We start from the raw sequence: 16139 nt of genomic DNA on the forward strand, positions 1-16139 counted from the left end.
CCCGGCGCTTCGGGCGACTTTTGTCTGTCCCGCTGATGTCTCAGCCGTTTGCCAGGGTCGGTTGCGGCCATGATGCGTCAATACGAACTCGTTGAACGAGTTACGCGCTACAATCCGGACGCCGACGAAGCCTTGCTCAACAAGGCTTACGTCTATGCCATGCAAAAGCATGGTACCCAGACGCGTGCGTCTGGCGACCCCTATTTCTCCCATCCGCTTGAAGTTGCCGCGATCCTCACGGACCTGCGCCTGGACGACGCCACCATCGCCGTTGCCTTGCTGCATGACACGATCGAGGACACCGACGCGACCCGGGCCGAGATCGACTCCCTGTTCGGCGAGGAAATCGGCAAGCTGGTTGAAGGCCTGACAAAGATCAAGCGCCTGGACCTGGTTTCCCAGAAGGCCAAGCAGGCAGAAAACTTCCGCAAGCTTCTGCTTGCGATTGCCGATGACGTCCGCGTGCTTCTGGTCAAGCTGGCTGACCGTCTGCACAACATGCGCACGCTCCACCACATGCCGGAGCACAAGCGTGGACGGATCGCGGAAGAAACGATGGAAATCTATGCGCCGCTCGCCGGACGCATGGGCATGCACGACATGCGCGAAGAGCTGGAAGACATTGCCTTCCATACGCTCAACCCCGAAGCTTATGAAACCATCACCGATCGTCTGGTCGATCTGCGCGAACGCAACCGCGATCTGATCCTGGACATCGAGACAACGCTGACCGAACGCCTTAGCGAACGGGGAATGGCCGCCCTCGTGAAGGGCCGTGAAAAACGTCCCTACTCCATCTTTCGCAAGATGCAGCGAAAGGCTATCGGCTTCGAGCAGCTGTCCGATATATACGGGTTCCGCGTCACCGTCGGCACCGTGGAAGCCTGCTACCGCGTTCTGGGTGTCATTCACACGACCTGGCCGACCGTTCCCGGCCGGTTCAAGGACTATATCTCCACGCCCAAACAGAACGACTACAAGTCGATCCACACCACGATTGTGGGACCATCCCGCCAGCGTGTGGAACTGCAGATCCGGACCATTTCCATGGATCGGGTGGCCGAATACGGTATTGCCGCACACGCGCTTTACAAGGACGGCGAATTCGGCGGACGCAATATCGCCCGGCATACGGAAGACTGCCGTGCCTTCGAATGGCTCCGCCGCACGACCGAACTGCTGGCTCAGGGCGACACGCCGGAAGAATTCCTGGAAAACACCAAGCTGGAACTTTTCCATGACCAGGTCTTCTGCTTCAGCCCAAAAGGCCGTTTGATCGCCCTGCCCCGCGGTGCAACGCCGATCGATTTCGCCTATGCGGTTCATACCGGTATCGGCAACACATGTGTCGGCTGCAAGATCAACGGCAAGATCATGCCGCTGGTGACCGAGCTGCATAACGGCGACGAGGTCGAAATCATCCGTTCGCCCGCGCAGACCCCGCCACCGGCCTGGGAAGCGATTGCCGTTACCGGCAAGGCCCGCGCCGCGATCCGCCGCGCCACCAGAGAATCCGTGCGCAAGCAATATGGAGCCCTTGGCGAACATATTCTGAAGCGCGCATTCGCCAGAGCTGAAAAAGCCTATTCGGAAGACCTGCTGGAAGCGATCCTCGATCTCCTGCACCAGGCCAGCGTCGCCGACTTGCTGGCTGCCGTCGGACGGGGGGATCTATCCGCCCAACTGGTTCTGAAATCGGCTCACCCGGACTATCAGGACGAGCGCGTTGCCATTTCCGGCCCGCCCCTGGAAGAAGGCTGGTTCGGCCTGAAACAGGGTCATGGCCTGAAGTTCCGCATTCCGCCCGGCGAACTGGATGCAGACAAGGCAACCGCCAGCGAGAGTGGCGAGCCAGAAGAAGGCCCGGCGCTTCCCATTCGTGGTCTGTCCGGCGACATCCCGGTTACTTTTGCTCCCGATGGCGGTGCTGTTCCCGGCGACCGTATCGTCGGCATCTTGACCCCGTCCGAAGGACTGACCATCTATCCAATACAATCGCCGTCCCTGAAGGAATTCGACGACCAGACAGAGCGCTGGGTCGACGTTCGCTGGGACATCGACGTCAACAATCCGGAACGGTTCCCAGCACGTCTGGACATTTCGGCTGCAAACGAACCTGGTTCCCTGGCGACCATCGCGCAGGTGATCGGCGAAAACAGCGGCAACATCGACAACGTCAAGATGATGCAGCGAGCCTCGGACTTTCATCAGATGATCATCGATCTTGAAGTCTGGGACCTGAAGCACCTGAACAGGATCATAAATCAGCTGCGAACCAAGCCTAATGTTTCCAGCGTCAGCCGTGTGAATGGCTAGATTACAAACGGTAGCAGGCACATAAGGACAAGGCGGCTTGCCGGTGAGTGACACATCCGCTTGGCCATTGAAGGCCCGCCGCCGCCAAAGAATTTGAGGGGATCTGATAATGACACGCGATGAAGTTCTGGCCGTATTCCGCGAGGCCGGCGCCTTTCTGGAAGGTCACTTCATTCTGACCTCCGGTCTGCGCAGCCCGGTATTTCTGCAGAAGGCCCGCGTGTTCATGTACCCGGACAAGACGGAAAAGCTCTGCAAGGCACTCGCCGACAAGATCCGCGCCTCCGGCCTTGGCCAGATCGACTACATCGTATCGCCGGCGCTCGGTGGCCTTATTCCGGGCTACGAAACCGCCCGCCATCTTGGCGTTCCCGCCATGTGGGTGGAGCGTGAGGACGGGGAGTTTCGGCTGCGCCGCTTCGAAATGCCGCAAGGCGCCCGTGTCATTGTTGTAGAGGATATCGTCACGACCGGCCTATCGAGTCGGGAAACGGTAACCTCGTTGAAAGCTCTTGGTGCTGAAGTCCTCGGTGTTGCCTGCCTGATCGACCGCTCCGGCGGCGAGGCTGACGCCTCGGTTCCGGTGATTGCTCTGGCAGAATACAAGGTTCCGGCCTATGAACCTGACAACCTGCCGCCGGAACTTGCCGCCTTGCCAGCTGTCAAACCTGGCAGCCGCGGACTGAGCTGAACGATAAAAGACGGGAACGAACCTTAGACCATGCTGTTTCGCCGGAGAAATAGGCCAACACGGATTGAGCGACTGCGCGTTGCCGTCTGGCCCCGGAACAGCTGGGCGCGTTCGACCCGCTATTTCGGCAAGCGCGTCTTGCGCCTCACGGCGACACCCCACGCGATTGCCCTTGGCTTTGCCGCGGGTGCCTTCGCTTCATGCACGCCTCTTGTCGGCTTCCATTTCCTGACCGCTTTCGCACTTGCCTACCTGGTGCGCGGCAACATGATAGCAGCAGCGCTTGGAACGTCCGTCGGCAATCCACTGACGTTCCCGTTCATTTGGGCCTTCACCTTCAAAATCGGACAGTGGATCATCCACGGGCGCGCTCCAAAGGCGGACCCGCATCAGGTTCACCAGCAGTTTCAGCAAGGCCTTTTCGAAAAATCTCTCGACGCGCTCTGGCCAATGCTCAAACCGATGTTCATCGGTGCGGTTCCTCTTGGATTGGTCGTTGGAACGGTCTCCTATGTGGTCGTTTACAAGAGCGTCGAGGTATACCAGCGCCGCCGCAGAAACAAGCTGGCCGACAAGGGCGCCGGCAAACATGGCCGTTTGTTCCCCCCACCGGGCAACACAGTCGAAGAAGACGGCAGCGCTTGATTTTCGTGAACGACCGATCCAACTAAGATCGGAACCAAGAACCCATCCCGCCGCAATCTGGAAAGCAAGGCCATGATCCTTGGAATTGGCAGCGATCTGATCGATATCCGCCGGATCGAGAAAACACTCGAAAGATTCGGCGAGCGCTTTACCAACCGGGTCTTCACCGAAATCGAGCGGACAAAATCCGACAGGCGCGCCGAGCGAGCCGCATCCTATGCAAAACGATTTGCGGCCAAGGAAGCCTGCTCGAAGGCACTTGGAAGCGGCATTCGCATGGGGGTCGCCTGGCGGGAAATGGGCGTCGTCAACCTTCCTTCCGGCAAACCCACCATTGCCCTGACCGGTGGCGCTGCCGAACGATTGCAGGCAATGGCGCCTGCCGGTTTCAGGACCACCATTGATCTGACCATTACGGATGATTATCCGCTAGCACAGGCGTTTGTCGTCATTTCGGCGTGGCCGACCGACTGGCCCGAACCGCCAAGGGCGGATTCCCCCTGAAAGCCCAGCCTCAAGGGCCTTCCTCTCATTGCGTTGACAGGCGCTAGCGGATAAGAGTCCGGCTGTACGCGGCGATGCAGACCATAACGCCGGACAAATTTGATCAAGGGACAAAATGAGCGTGACGGAAAACAAGAAGGATAAGGACAGCGGCCTCGCCGAAACCATCAAGGTTGTTGTCCAGGCGCTGTTGCTTGCCCTGATCGTGCGAACATTCCTGTTCCAGCCGTTTAACATTCCATCCGGCTCGATGAAGGATACCTTGCTGATCGGGGACTATCTGTTCGTCTCCAAATTCAGCTATGGATATTCCCGCTATTCCTTCCCTTTCGGCCTCGGCCCGTTCAGCGGCCGCATCTGGTCTTCCGAACCGGAACGCGGTGACGTCGCTGTTTTCAAGCTGCCGACCGACACGTCCGTTGACTACATCAAGCGCGTGATCGGACTGCCTGGCGATACCATTCAGGTGATCGACGGCGTGGTGCATATCAATGGCGAACCGGTCAAACGCGAAAAGATCGATGATTTCATCGAACAGTCTCCATCCGGTATCGTACGCCGGGTTCCGCGCTATCGGGAAACCCTGCCGAACGGCGTTTCTTATGAAACCCTGGACCTGACGACACGCGGAGAGGTGGACAACACCCGCGAGTACAAGGTGCCCGAAGGCCATTACTTCATGATGGGCGACAACCGCGATAACTCCGTCGACAGCCGTTATCTGAACAGGGTCGGCTACGTTCCGTTCGAAAACTTCATGGGCCGTGCCGAAATCCTGTTCTTCTCCGTCAAGGACGGAACTCCTGCCTGGCATATCTGGTCCTGGCCGTGGAGCGTTCGCTGGGAACGGATTGGCCGGACACTCTAACCGGGGCTTTGGCGGAACGCCGCCGAAGCAGGCTGCATGAAAAGACAACTGCATCAACCAGGTCCGATTTCGGCCCTGAAAATGGCACTGCAATACGAGTTTCAGGACCTGGAACTCCTGCGGGTCGCGCTGACCCATGCCAGTGCCCTTGCACCGTCTGAAACAGTGTCGGGCAGTTATCAGCGTCTGGAGTTCCTTGGCGACCGGGTTCTCGGCCTCGTGATAGCTTCCATGCTGCACAAGCATTTTCCCAAGGCTGACGAAGGTGAGTTGGCGCGGCGCTTCAACCACATGGTCAAGCGCGAGACCTGCGCGGAAATCGCCCAGGAACTTGGTGTCGGCGATGCGATGCGCATCGGGCTTGCAGAAGCACAGACCGGGGGCCGGAAGAAAACCGCCCTGCTCGCCGATATTTGCGAGTCGGTCATTGCCGCGATTTACCTGGACGGCGGGTTTGAGGCAGCCGAAAGCTTCATTACGCGCCTTTGGGAGCCGCGTATGCTATCCTGGTCGGGTCCACTGCGCGACGCCAAGACAACGCTGCAGGAATGGGCACAATCGAAGAGCCTGCCGACACCGCGATATGATGTAACAGGCCGGGACGGACCGGACCACGCACCGAATTTCACCGTGTCGGTGACCGTTCAGGGGCTGCCGCCAGGCGAAGGCAAGGGTGGTTCCAAACGGATTGCGGAACAGAATGCGGCAGAGGCCGTATTGCGCCGGGAAGGCGTCTGGAAGGAATAAGACAGCTTGAACGAAAACACGACCAACGATGGTCCGATGGACGAAGATGACGACAACGGCTTTCAGGCCCCCACCGGCCGTTTCGACATGCCGCTGCCCGAGCCGCTGCCGGAGATGCCTGCTGATACCAGGGCGGGTTTCATTGCCCTGATAGGCGCGCCTAACGCCGGCAAATCGACGCTGATCAATCAGCTTGTCGGTACCAAGGTCTCCATCGTTACCCACAAGGTGCAGACAACACGCACGATTGTGCGCGGCGTGGCCATGCACGGCGCGGCACAGCTTGTGTTCATCGACACGCCGGGCATCTTCAAACCCAAGCGCCGGCTCGATCGCGCCATGGTCGACACAGCCTGGGGCGGTGCGCGCGATGCCGACCTGATCGCGCTTCTGGTCGATGCCCGCAAAGGCCTGACCGAGGAAGTGGAAAACATCCTCAAGCGCCTGTCCAGCCAGCAGGCACCGAAGGTTCTGATCCTCAACAAGACCGATGTCGCCAAGCGTGAAAAACTTCTGCAGCTGGCGCAGAAGATCAACGAATTCGTGCCTTTTGAAGAAACCTTCATGGTATCGGCTCTGACCGGCGACGGCACCGAAACCATCCTGGACTATTTCGCGTCCAAGGTTCCGGACGGCCCCTGGCTCTTTCCGGAGGACCAGCCGTCTGACCTGCCCCTGCGCATTCTTGCGGCCGAAATCACCCGCGAAAAGCTGTTCGAGCGCCTGCATGAGGAACTGCCCTATATCTCCACCGTGGAGACGGAACAGTGGCAGACCCGCAAGGACGGGTCGGCCCGGATCGAACAGACCATCTACGTGGAGCGGGACAGCCAGAAGTCCATCGTGCTCGGCAAACGCGGACAGACGATCAAGGCGATTTCACAGGCAGCGCGCGAAGAGCTCTCGGAAATCATCGAAGCTCCCGTCCACCTTTTCCTGTTCGTGAAGGTTCGGGAGAACTGGGCCGACGATCCGGAGCGTTACCGGGAAATGGGACTGGAATTTCCGAAATAATTTGCGCGGATCGCCGAATCCGCCAAACTCCCGGCCTGACATGAAACGGGAAACGGCCCTTGGAATGGAGCGGACGCGGCGTGGTGCTGACCACCCGCAAACACGGCGAAAACGATGTCATTCTGGAGGCCATGACGCTGGATCATGGCCGCCACCTCGGTCTTGTCCGTGGTGGCCGCTCGCGGCGGCACCGGCCTGTCCTGCAGCCCGGCAATGAGCTCACCCTTACCTGGAAGGCGCGCCTTTCCGACCATCTCGGTCAGTATCACATAGAGCCGGAAACCCTGCGGGCGGGTGACCTCATGACCAGTAGCCTCGGTCTGGCCGCGCTCCAGCATCTGGCTTTTTTGCTCCGTCTCCTGCCCGAGCGCCACGCCTACCCGAGACTGTTCAATGCGCTAACGGTGGTTCTGGATCATCTGGAGGCTTCGGACGCGGCAGCCGCGCTTCTGGTCCGTTTCGAGCTTGAGGTATTGCGCGACCTCGGCATCGGTCTCGATCTTTCGTCCTGCGCCGCCACAGGCAGCAACGAAGACCTGGCTTACGTGTCGCCGAAATCCGCCCGTGCGGTCTGCCGGGAAGCCGGCACGCCCTATCATGACCGCCTGCTGCCCCTGCCCGGCTTTCTTCTTGAGGGGCAACGGCAGGCCGGCAGTGAGCTGACCTGGGCTGATGTCACCCAGGGGTTCGACCTGACAAGCTTTTTTCTGAACAGGTACCTGCAGGAACATGGCACCAGGGACGGAGGCACGCGCGCCCAGGTGCTGACCGCCCTTGAAAAGCGTTACCGAACCGAATTTCCCTGGAATTTCTGACCGTTCAAGGTCACATGCTAGTTTGACTCCGGCTGCTGCCGCTGCCACAGCGAACTGCCCTCGCCTTTCGGAAGAAGGATCATCTCAACGACACCGGAGACCCCACTCAGCGGTACATACCCGATGTAATCCGTGTAACGCCTGTCGACCGAATTGTCCCGATTGTCGCCCATTACGAACAGATGACCGTCGGGCACGACATATTCTCTTGTCGTGTCCATTTGTCCTTGCGGATCGAGATCCAGAACTTCGTAACTTCTGCCGTTCGGCAAAGTTTCCCTGAAACGCGGAGCAGAGCTCTCTGAGCCGTCTCGATCCTCGTAGCGATAGTCTGCAAGGGCCTGACGTGGAACAGGCACATCATTGATCAGCACCACGCCGTCCTGAAGCCGTATGCGCTCGCCAGGCAAGCCGATGACCCTTTTCATATAATCGTTCGCTCTTTTGGCGGCGATAGTGAAAACGATTACGTCTCCGCGGACTGGCTCATAGTGCTCGCCCATTGAGGGGAAGATTTTTGTCGCAAGAACAACTTCATCGACCTCCAGGGTCGGACGCATGTTGCTTGAAGGATTGGAATAGGTTTTCAGGCGCAGCAGGTAAAAATCGTTCCAGGACACCGCGACCACGACCAGAACCAGCGCTAGCAAACCGACCAAGAGCCAGCGAAAAGATTTGCGTTTGGAAGCCATGCCCCCCCAGCAAAGGAACCACACGATTGGCAGTGCGGCTGAATTAACCTTTCGACGGTCTAAGGGACGGTGCTGATTCCTACAATCCTTTCCTGCAACCAAAGGTATTTAGACGACGCGCCTTCATCCTGCCTGGGCAGCCTCCAAAGCAACCGGAGGGTCGTCCGATTGCATAGTGCCGCTGGAAAGGGTCATGCCCTTGGCAAACAGGCGTCCAAGATCCGCTTCGGAAAGCGGCCTGGAAAACAGGTAGCCCTGCACTTCGCTTGTGCCGAGACTTTTTAGAACGGACAGTTCCTCTTCCGTTTCAACGCCTTCGACAACGCAGGCAATGCCCATGTCGCGGCTGAGGGCCAACAGCGACTTGACGATGCCATATCCGGCTGTATCCGGCCGAATACCGTGGACGAAACTGCGATCGACCTTGATGCAGTCGAGGGGCAACTTGTGAACATGGGAAAGGCTCGAATAACCGGTGCCGAAATCGTCGAGTGACAGACGGATCCCGGTTTCCTTCAAGGCCAGGATCGCCCGGCTCGCTTCCTTGAAATCCCACATCACGGAAGTTTCCGTCACTTCGCAATGCAGTCGCCCTGGCGCAAATCCGAAGCTCTCCAACAGGTCGAGTATCTCCTGCACGAAACCACGGGACGACAGGTTGCTTGCCGACAGGTTGAAAGACAGCTTCAGATCGGCTGGCCAGTGACGAGCGGCTTCAAGCGCCTTGCGCAACAAGACCAGCGTCAGCCTGTTGATCACTCCGCAACGTTCGGCAATGGGGATGAACTCACCTGGCGGCACATTGCCCAGCAACGGACTGTGCCAACGGGCAAGACATTCCACACCCGTAATCCGATTGTGTGCCACATCCACGATCGGTTGAAAGGCAACCGACAATTCGGCTTCAATGTCCGCCGACTGCAGCGCCTGGGTAACTCTGGCGTGGGACAGCATCTGTTCGCTGTGGCGCGGTCCGAAGACGGCAACCGGCTCGTTCCGATTGAGTTTTGCTTCCTGGAGAACGTAGACGGCGTGTTCCAGCAGGTCCGTCGGTGACAGAACGCTTTCATCCAGATGAGCTATACCGGCGGCATAGTTCAGCTTCATGCTGGCTTCCGGCAGTTGGCAACTCTCTGAAAACAGTTCGTCAAAGAAACTGCTGACGTCCGAAAAGGCTACTTCGTCCCCAACGGCTAATAGTGCGAATTCTTCACCGGCAATCCGGGCCACGAACATTTGCGGTGCAAGTTTGGATTTCAGCCGCCGCACGACCTCAAGAAGGATCTGATCTCCGGTGTTGAGCCCATAGATGTTGTTGATGGCCCTGAGGCCTCCCAGATCGAATACACATAACGACAGCGGTTCTCCCGACTGGCGAGCCGACCTGAAGCTTTGGTCCAGTTCCAGAAGAAAGCAACGCCGGTTCGGCAGACCGGTCATGTGATCGTGGTTCGCGATGTAGTAGTTCAGATCACTCAGTTTCTGGGTTTCATCCTGCTTGTGTTCCAGTTCCTCGGAATGACGTTTCAGATCCCTGCCTGTGCGGATCAGTTTGATGAAGCCACGATAGTGGTTGTTCAGGATGAAGAAGGCCCCCATGGAAGCCGCTATTCCATAGAGCGCGAAATAGGTGAAGACATGCTCACCTGCGATGGCAAAGTATATAAAATACAAGGTGTTGGCGCAGAAGGCGTTGATGAGGGCAACCGCGCGAAAATGGATCAGGCAGAAAAGCAGCACCAGATTGGCGACGGCAATCGTGAAGACCACCTGAACCTGCAGGTATGGCCCGCCATAGGGAAAAAGCGACAGAACCCAGATCGAGAAAATCGCAGGCGAAACCACCGCCAGGACCTTGGCCTGCTTCTGCCAGGCAAGAATTTCGGCGTGGCTCGGCGTTTCTTTCTGACGCCTGCGAACCGTCACGATCCGCTGCACGGCGAAGGCGGACACGAGTAGCGGCACCACAAGCGTCAGAGCGATCGGAGCAACCGACCAGTGCGTCACCGATAAACCCCAGCCGCCAGCCAGGCTCATCATGTAGAGAAACGGTGTCTGGCGCTGGATGAACTGATATTGCGCAAGGGCAACGTCCGGATCGCCACTATCACCAGCAACCCACGTTTTGAAAGCCGTCAAGGCCGACGTCAACCAGTTTGAACCCATTCAGGCATGTTCCAAAGTTTAACCGGGCATCGGTAAAATCCGCAGCCTTTCTTGGATTAATACCGCTCTCTCCTTGACATGACATTAAGGAAGATTCGCAGTTTTCGATATTTTACTTCGAGTTTTTCTTTGAATGGACTTCTTGCTCGCACGCCTTCCGTACTCTCCTGCCCTCGCCTGCGGTGGATAGAAATTCACCCACAGACGTGTGAAATCCGTTGAAAATCCGCTGTTCCCGGCCATTCGAGGCAGTTAGCGAATTGCACCTCGTGCCTGAAACAGCTAGCAAGCAAGTATGGGAAAAGAGACGACACCGCCGCCAAGCGGCATTGAGAGCATCAATCTCAAGAATGCGCTGGAAGAGCGCTATCTGGCCTATGCACTGTCGACCATCATGCACCGGGCCTTGCCGGATGTGCGCGACGGTTTGAAACCGGTGCACAGGCGCCTGCTTTACGCAATGCGCCTTTTGAAACTGGACCCTGGGTCCGGCTTCAAGAAATGTGCCCGTGTTGTTGGTGACGTGATCGGTAAATACCACCCGCACGGCGACCAGGCAGTTTACGATGCCCTCGTTCGTCTCGCCCAGGACTTCGCGCAGCGCTATCCGCTGATCGACGGACAGGGCAACTTCGGCAACGTTGACGGCGATAACGCGGCAGCCATGCGTTACACCGAAGCACGAATGACCGACACGGCCAAACGGCTGCTGGACGGCCTGGACGAGAACGCCGTTGATTTCCGCGAGACCTATGACGGTGAGGACAAGGAGCCGATCGTTCTGCCGGGCGGCTTTCCGAACCTTCTCGGCAACGGTTCGTCGGGCATTGCCGTTGGCATGGCGACCTCCATTCCGCCGCACAATGCGTTCGAGCTCTGTGAGGCGTGCCAGCACCTGATCAAGAACCCGAATGCGGAAACCGGCGAGCTGCTGGAGTACATCAAGGGCCCGGATTTCCCGACCGGCGGCCTTCTGGTGTCGGACCAGGGGTCCATTCGCGAGGCCTATGAAACCGGACGCGGCAGTTTCCGCGTTCGCGCACGTTGGGAAGTGGAAGATCTCGGCCGCGGGCAATGGGCGATCGTCGTCACCGAGATCCCCTACCAGGTGCAGAAATCACGCCTGATCGAAAAGATCGCCGAACTGCTGACGGCGCGCAAGCTGCCGCTTCTGGACGATATCCGCGATGAATCTGCCGAAGATATCCGCATCGTCCTGGTACCGCGTTCGCGCAATGTCGACGCAAACATCCTCATGGAATCCCTGTTCAAGCTGACGGACCTGGAAAATCGGTTCTCCTTGAACATGAATGTCCTTTCCATGGGCAAGGTGCCGATGGTCATGGGCCTGAAACAGGTCCTGCGCGAATGGCTTGATCACCGCAAGGAAGTGCTGATCCGCCGTTCCGAATACCGTCTCGGCCAGATCAACCATCGTCTGGAAGTTCTGGAAGGCTATCTCGTCGCCTATCTGAACCTGGACGAGGTCATTCGCATCATCCGCGAAGAGGACGAACCCAAAGCCGAACTGATGCAGACTTTCGAGCTGTCGGACGTTCAGGCGGAAGCCATCCTCAACATGCGCCTGCGCTCCTTGCGCAAGCTTGAAGAAATGGAAATCCGCAAGGAACACGACAAGCTGTCGGCCGAGAAGGACGACCTGACCAAGCTGCTCGGTTCCGATGCGCGTCAGTGGACCAAGATCTCCAAGGAAATTGCGGAAATCTCCAAGGTCTATGGCCCTGAAACCGAAATCGGCAAGCGGCGGACCGACAAGTCCGAAGCTCCGGAAACGGACCTGATCGACATCCAGCAGGCAATGATCGAAAAGGAACCGATCACCGTGATCATTTCCGAAAAAGGCTGGATCCGGGCGATGAAAGGTCACCAGACGGACCTTTCCGGTGTTGCGTTCAAGCAAGGCGACAAACTGAAACTGTCACTCCACGCCGAGACGACGGACAAGATCCTGCTGTTTTCCACCGGAGGCAAGTTCTTCACGCTTGGTGCCGACCGCCTGCCTGGTGGACGAGGCCATGGCGAGCCGATACGTCTGATGGTGGAAATGGACGAAGCACAGGACGTGGTGAATGCCTTCGTTCACAAGCCTGGCCGAAACCTGCTCCTGGCAACCACCGAAGCGCGTGGTTTTGTCGTTAGCGAGGACGACGTCGTTGCCAACACGCGCAAGGGCAAGCAGGTTCTCAACCTCAGCGCTCCGGCGGAAGCCTCGATCTGTGTCGAGGCATCGGGTGACCAGGTGGCCATCATCGGTGAAAACCGGAAGCTGCTGGTATTCCCGATGGCACAGATCCCGCAAATGGGTCGCGGCCGCGGCGTGCGCCTGCAGCGCTACCGGGACGGCAACATCTCGGACATTCGGGTCTTCAAGGGCGAAGACGGCCTGACCTGGACCGACAGTTCCGGCCGCAGTTTTACCCGGACAATGGAAGAGCTTGCGGACTGGCGCGGCGAACGCGGTCAGGCCGGTCGCCTGCCGCCCACGGGCTTCCCGCGGTCGAACAAGTTCGGGCCAAGCAAGCTTTAAGGCAAAGCCCCGGTCGTTTTCCGATCGGGCTAAGCCATGCTGGCGGCGCAAAGCTGCCGCCAGTGACCGGGTGTCATCCCGAATGTTCGCTTGAAGTGACGTGTCAGATGACTTTGATCCGCAAAGCCGCTGGCAAAGGCCGCGTCGGCAAGTGACGCTCCCTGATGCAACTCCGTCTTGGCCTTCTCAAGACGCCGCATGACGAGATACCGGTGCGGGCTCGTTCCAAAGACCTTTCGAAACTGCCGCGACAGGGAAAACCTGTCCATCTGCGCCAGGTCCTCCAGTTCCTCCATGGCTACACGGTCTGCACAGCCTTCCCTCAAGTACTCGGCGCAGGCCTTGAGGGACGGCCAGTTCAATGAGGAGACACCTGCCATGCGGTCATCGGCATGACGAGCCAGGCAAGCTGCCAGATCCGCAATCAGGCAGTCACGCCGGAAAGGACCCATTTCGTGATCGATATCGGTCAGGGCGTCCGCCAGATCTTTCCTGAAGCCTGCATCGGAGATGACGGGTGAGCCGATAAACGGCAGGCGCGCGTTGCCCGAGACAGCCAGGGTTTCACAAATCAGCTCCGGTGGAATGTAGATCATGCGGTAGCGGAGCCCGCGTTCAGTCCCAGCACCACCATCATGCAGTTCGTCCGGATGAATGACGATCACCTGCCCCGGCAGCGAAGCACGTTTCTCACCGCGATAACTGAAGGTCTGTACGCCACTCATGGTCAAACCGATGGCGTAGGTGTCGTGCCGGTGAGGTGTAAAGCCATTGCCGTGAAACCGGGCATCAATGCGCTCGATCCCCTCTTCCGGTGGCCCTACCTGGATCCTGTCCGCTTTCACTTCGCACAAACGTTCAAGACCACTCGGCTTCGGCTCCGCTAGGTCCTTGCTTTCGCCTTCAAGATGAAATCCCCGCGTGGAGTTGAAAGTCATGTTCGAAACCAAGTTCGTCGTTGTTGTCCGAGAAGATCTCGCTGTCTGGCAGAAGCTGAATGTGACTGCTTTCCTGTCAACCGGCGTTGCCGCTGCAAAGCCCGGCATAATCGGCGAACCCTATAGCGATGCGGCGACCAATGTCTATCACCCGATGAGTGTTCAGCCGATCATCGTCCTGAGTGCCGACGCAGAAACACTCGGCAAGATCCACAAGCGGACGCTGGACCGTTCGGTTCCGGCAAGTCTTTACATCGAGGAAATGTTCACCACGGGCCATGACAGTGCGAACCGGGAGGTCTTTTCGCGGTTTGGCCCGGACGACGCGAAAGTGGTCGGCATTGCCTTTCATGCGGACAAGAAGGTCGCAGACAAAATTTCCAAGGGCGCGAAGATGCATGCCTGAACACCTTCTAACTTTGCCGGCCTCGAAAATTCCCTCCCTCCCGCCTTCTTCAAAAGTCGGATCAATCTTCACTCGACTGCGCATGTCTTTTCCGGGCACTGTGGGGCAAAGAAAACCCGGGAGGACTCATGATAGGGGCGTTCACGTTCAACACCAGTCAGCGCATCGTCTTCGAAAATGGAGCAGCTGCAAACCTGGCAAGCCACGCGGCTTCCTTTCTGGGGCCGCGCCCCTTTCTGGTAACGGATCCCGGCATTGTTTCCCTCGGCCTGCAGGCGTCCTGCGAGGCATCCCTGGTCGGAGCGGGGCATGAAATCGCCCGGTTCAGCGACGTCGTCGCCGATCCGCCACGGTCCCTGGTCGATGCCGCCGTGGACGCGGCCCGCTCGCACGGCGCAACGTCGATCATCGGGTACGGTGGAGGTTCCTCCCTGGATGTCGCAAAGCTTGTTGCGCTGCTGCTGGGCAGCAACGAGGATCTGGACGAAGCCTGGGGCATAGGAAACGCCAAGGGGCCACGACTGCCCCTGATCCTCGTTCCGACCACAGCAGGAACCGGCTCCGAGGTCACTCCGATCTCGATCATTACAGTGGGGGATGAGGAAAAGCGCGGCGTCGTTTCTCCTTTCCTTCTTCCCGACCTTGCGATCCTCGACCCGCTGCTGACGCTTGGCCTGCCAGGCCCGGTCACTGCGGCGACAGGGATAGATGCCATGGTCCACGCGATCGAGGGATACGCCTCGAAATCCGTGAACAACAACCCCGTCTCCCGAACGCTTGCCGTTGAAGCCTTGAAGCTGCTTGGCGCCAACATTGAAAAGGCCGTATTCACACCGGACGACAGGGACGCACGTGGCGCAATGTTGCTCGGCTCCATGCTTGCCGGCATGGCCTTTGCCAATTCACCGGTGGCCGCGGTTCATGCGCTTGCCTATCCCATCGGCGGCACGTTTCATGTCCCTCACGGGCTATCCAACGCGCTGGTTCTGCCCCATGTCCTGAAGTTCAATAACACCGTTGCTTCAGAAACTTATGCCGAGATTGCGCCAATTGTTTTCCCTGCACTTGCCGAGGTAAGCGACGCCAGGGCGCGCTCTGATCTGTTCGCAGATAACCTGGCAGACCTGGCAGTAAAACTGGGCCTTCAAACACGCCTGCGCGATGTCGGCATCAGCGAGACCGATCTGCCCAAAATGGCGAGCGACGCCATGAAGCAAACCCGCCTGCTGGTCAACAACCCGCGGGAACTTGGCGAAACGGACGCGCTTGAAATCTACAGGGCGGCGCTATGAACTTCACAGCTCCTCCACAAGCGGCCAGACCGGAACCTCTAAACAGGTCCGAATTCAAAGCTTTTCAACATATCCCCACAAGGTGGATGGATGTGGACATCTACGGGCACGTCAACAACGTTCAGTATTTGAGCTTTTTCGATACGGCTGTTAACAGCTGGTACGTTGATAAGAAACTGCTCGACCCGCTAAAGAGCCCCGAGATCTTTCTGGTGGTGGAAACCGGCTGCCATTACTTCGCCGAACTAACCTTTCCCGCCATCATATCCGCAGGACTGAAGGTTGAAAAACTTGGCTCAACTTCTGTAATTTTCAGGGTTGGATTGTTTGCCGGCGAAAGCGAGACGACAGCAGCTCACGGCCGCTTTGTCCATGTCCACGTGGCCCGTGAAACTCGCAGACCGTGCCCTATTCCCGACTGGAAACGGGAAATCCTGGAAGGTTTGACGGCTTAGATACCGGACAAGTCTGTCGAGACGGTTACACTGCGAATGCTC

General features: G+C 58.2%; 15 protein-coding genes. 12 read left to right on the top strand and 3 right to left on the bottom strand.

What is annotated here, in order from left to right; all coding sequences use genetic code 11:
- The first annotated feature begins 69 nt into the window (after positions 1 to 69).
- The 8 genes from FIV03_RS24220 (at position 70) to recO (ending at position 7600) form a co-directional block, all read left to right on the top strand.
- Positions 70 to 2316, top strand: coding sequence for a bifunctional (p)ppGpp synthetase/guanosine-3',5'-bis(diphosphate) 3'-pyrophosphohydrolase (locus FIV03_RS24220; RefSeq protein WP_152511281.1), 2247 nt, complete (start codon positions 70 to 72; stop codon positions 2314 to 2316).
- A gap of 109 nt (positions 2317 to 2425) precedes the next feature.
- The gene (pyrE, locus tag FIV03_RS24225) at positions 2426 to 3007 is read left to right on the top strand and encodes an orotate phosphoribosyltransferase (RefSeq protein WP_023003787.1); all 582 of its coding nucleotides are present in this window, start codon (positions 2426 to 2428) and stop codon (positions 3005 to 3007) included.
- Positions 3008 to 3037: 30 nt separating this feature from the next.
- Positions 3038 to 3652 (top strand): DUF2062 domain-containing protein, encoded by a 615-nt coding sequence (locus FIV03_RS24230; RefSeq protein ID WP_055653442.1) that lies wholly within the window; start codon positions 3038 to 3040, stop codon positions 3650 to 3652.
- Between the two features lie 72 nt (positions 3653 to 3724).
- Positions 3725 to 4156: a holo-ACP synthase gene (gene acpS / locus FIV03_RS24235; RefSeq protein WP_055653440.1), complete on the top strand. Its 432-nt coding sequence runs from the start codon at positions 3725 to 3727 to the stop codon at positions 4154 to 4156.
- Positions 4157 to 4271: 115 nt separating this feature from the next.
- Positions 4272 to 5024, top strand: a complete 753-nt coding sequence (gene lepB, locus FIV03_RS24240; protein ID WP_023003784.1) for a signal peptidase I — start codon at positions 4272 to 4274, stop codon at positions 5022 to 5024.
- A gap of 36 nt (positions 5025 to 5060) precedes the next feature.
- Positions 5061 to 5771 (top strand): ribonuclease III, encoded by a 711-nt coding sequence (rnc, locus tag FIV03_RS24245; protein ID WP_152511282.1) that lies wholly within the window; start codon positions 5061 to 5063, stop codon positions 5769 to 5771.
- Between the two features lie 87 nt (positions 5772 to 5858).
- A complete protein-coding gene (gene era, locus FIV03_RS24250) occupies positions 5859 to 6785 on the top strand; it encodes a GTPase Era (RefSeq protein ID WP_209010106.1) in 927 nt (308 codons plus the stop codon).
- 59 nt (positions 6786 to 6844) lie between these two features.
- Complete coding sequence (gene recO, locus FIV03_RS24255) at positions 6845 to 7600, top strand: DNA repair protein RecO (RefSeq protein ID WP_152511283.1); 756 nt, start codon at positions 6845 to 6847, stop codon at positions 7598 to 7600.
- Positions 7601 to 7617: 17 nt separating this feature from the next.
- Here the strand turns inward: recO and lepB (FIV03_RS24260) are convergent, their stop codons facing one another.
- Both lepB (FIV03_RS24260) and FIV03_RS24265 read right to left on the bottom strand, forming a co-directional pair.
- Positions 7618 to 8292 carry a signal peptidase I gene (gene lepB, locus FIV03_RS24260; protein ID WP_152511284.1) on the bottom strand — a complete coding sequence of 225 codons (675 nt, stop codon included), beginning with the start codon at positions 8290 to 8292 and terminating at the stop codon, positions 7618 to 7620.
- 123 nt (positions 8293 to 8415) lie between these two features.
- Positions 8416 to 10431, bottom strand: coding sequence for an EAL domain-containing protein (locus tag FIV03_RS24265; protein ID WP_173013930.1), 2016 nt, complete (start codon positions 10429 to 10431; stop codon positions 8416 to 8418).
- A 322-nt stretch (positions 10432 to 10753) separates the two neighbouring features.
- Between FIV03_RS24265 and parC the strand changes: the two genes are divergently transcribed.
- On the top strand, positions 10754 to 13006 hold the full coding sequence (parC, locus tag FIV03_RS24270) for a DNA topoisomerase IV subunit A (protein WP_055653428.1): 2253 nt from the start codon (positions 10754 to 10756) through the stop codon (positions 13004 to 13006).
- A gap of 29 nt (positions 13007 to 13035) precedes the next feature.
- On the opposite strand, the gene FIV03_RS24275 is transcribed toward parC, so the two are convergent.
- Complete coding sequence (locus FIV03_RS24275; protein WP_152511286.1) at positions 13036 to 13944, bottom strand: AraC family transcriptional regulator; 909 nt, start codon at positions 13942 to 13944, stop codon at positions 13036 to 13038.
- Between FIV03_RS24275 and FIV03_RS24280 the strand changes: the two genes are divergently transcribed.
- The 3 genes from FIV03_RS24280 (at position 13943) to FIV03_RS24290 (ending at position 16097) form a co-directional block, all read left to right on the top strand.
- Positions 13943 to 14350 carry a DUF2000 family protein gene (locus tag FIV03_RS24280; RefSeq protein ID WP_077290276.1) on the top strand — a complete coding sequence of 136 codons (408 nt, stop codon included), beginning with the start codon at positions 13943 to 13945 and terminating at the stop codon, positions 14348 to 14350. The genes FIV03_RS24275 and FIV03_RS24280 overlap by 2 nt on opposite strands.
- Before the next feature lie 128 nt (positions 14351 to 14478).
- A complete protein-coding gene (locus tag FIV03_RS24285) occupies positions 14479 to 15642 on the top strand; it encodes an iron-containing alcohol dehydrogenase (protein ID WP_173013931.1) in 1164 nt (387 codons plus the stop codon).
- An 86-nt stretch (positions 15643 to 15728) separates the two neighbouring features.
- A complete protein-coding gene (locus FIV03_RS24290) occupies positions 15729 to 16097 on the top strand; it encodes a thioesterase family protein (protein ID WP_023003774.1) in 369 nt (122 codons plus the stop codon).
- Positions 16098 to 16139 lie beyond the last annotated feature (42 nt).

Origin of the sequence: Labrenzia sp. THAF187b (assembly GCF_009363375.1) — a bacterium.
Taxonomy (GTDB): domain Bacteria; phylum Pseudomonadota; class Alphaproteobacteria; order Rhizobiales; family Stappiaceae; genus Roseibium; species Roseibium algicola.